Consider the following 1,590-nt stretch of genomic DNA (forward strand, 5'->3'; position numbering starts at 1 on the left):
CCGCACTTGTCGCGGCGGTTTTTGCCGATAAGAACGACTGTAAATGAGTAGCCACGCGCTCGGGTTGGTCCAGCATGACAAAATGGCGGGCGTTGGCGATCGGTACCCATTGAGCCCCGGGGATGTCCTTTGCCAAACGCTTTCCATACTGTGAAAGTTGGAATTTGTCATCTTCGCCCCACAGCACCATCGTTGGCACATCAATCTGGTGCAGTCGATCGGTGATCTCAGTCGTCTGGTTGGTGTTCAGCGATGCGGCGTTGCGGATCAGTGACAATTTGCCGACTTCGGTGTGATACGGAGCCAATAATCCGTCCATCACTTCGGTCGCAGGCGATGTGGCAAAACCGCTCTTCAGTGCTACGCTTAGCGTTCCAATTGTCTTCGACGCCGAAGCGATACTCTTGGCGCTCGGATGTCCAAATTGCAACATCAATTCGATCGGCCACGAGTCGTAACAGACGGTGTTCATCACGCACAGCCGCGAAACGCGATGCGGAAACAAGGTTGCCAATCGCAATGCCACTCCGCCGCCAATGTCATGTGCGACAAATGCGGCATCGGCGATTCCGAGCTTCTCCATCCAAGCGTCGATCATTTCCGCCTGGCGAGTGATCGAGCGGTCAAAGCAATCACGTCGATCCGAAAAACCGAAACCCAACAAATCTGGAATCAGCGTGCGATGGTGTGTCGCCACAGCTGGCAGCACCCGGTGCCACAAGTATCCCCAGACGGGAATGCCGTGTAGCAAGATCACCGGATCTCGGTCCGCGGTGTTGCCGCCGCCTTCGTCGACGTAGCTAACGAAGCGATCGCCCAGTTCCGTTACTTTTTGTAATGCTTGATATTCGCGCCAATTCATTTTGCACCTCCGGTGAGTTCAGGTTGCGCGGCGTTTTGTAATCTCGGGGAAATCGCTTTTGCCGGGAAAGGCGACCGTAGTGATTCATCATCGGGTTGCCATTCTCGCAAACACAACGCGATGTTAATGATCAATCCAGGCAACAATTGCTCGAACGCCTCGGCGCTCTGCAACGTTTGATCAAAATCGATTCCTTCCTCTTCCAGCCTCGCTCGTGATAGGGGGACCGGGTAAGGAAGACTTGACGCCAAACTGCGTGAACGGTCTCGCAAGTGTTCGCTGGCGGTGACGTAGGTCGCGGTTTGAATCTTGGGTTTTAGTTGACCCCACACCGCGTTCAGATAGGTTGGCCACAGAGCCAAGGTGCGGTAATCGCTGTTGATCGACCGCAGTGACAGCGTTTCGACGATATCGTCAAAAATCGTTTGCAACTCTTTTGACGGTGGCTGCTCGTCTTCCATTTCCAGTGCCGCCATCTCAGCCGGGATCCCGCTTTCGACCCGCTCGACGGGGTCGGTCGCTGAGTAAGGCTTGGTCGATAGATCGCCATCGAGTCCTTGTCGCACAGCCGACGCAAACAGCAGCAATTTGGGGTTGATGTAGTGGTACAGCTTCAAGGCGGCATGAATTTGATACGCCTGGCTTTGACCGAGCGACGTTTGCGGTTTGGCACCCAGATCCCCGATCGATTTCGCAAGTTCGACTGCGGCCGCACGAAGTTGATCGGC

2 protein-coding genes are annotated in these 1,590 nt (G+C 55.0%); both read right to left on the minus strand.

The annotated features are described in order from the left end of the window. The coding region (locus RMSM_RS34525) for an alpha/beta fold hydrolase (protein ID WP_008708686.1) at positions 1 to 862 on the minus strand (862 nt) is incomplete at its 3' end. After that, on the minus strand, positions 859 to 1,590 hold a 732-nt coding region (locus tag RMSM_RS34530; protein ID WP_040771077.1), incomplete at its 5' end, for a halocarboxylic acid dehydrogenase DehI family protein. The genes RMSM_RS34525 and RMSM_RS34530, both read right to left, overlap by 4 nt.

It is taken from the genome of Rhodopirellula maiorica SM1, from assembly GCF_000346295.1.
Classification (GTDB): domain Bacteria; phylum Planctomycetota; class Planctomycetia; order Pirellulales; family Pirellulaceae; genus Novipirellula; species Novipirellula maiorica.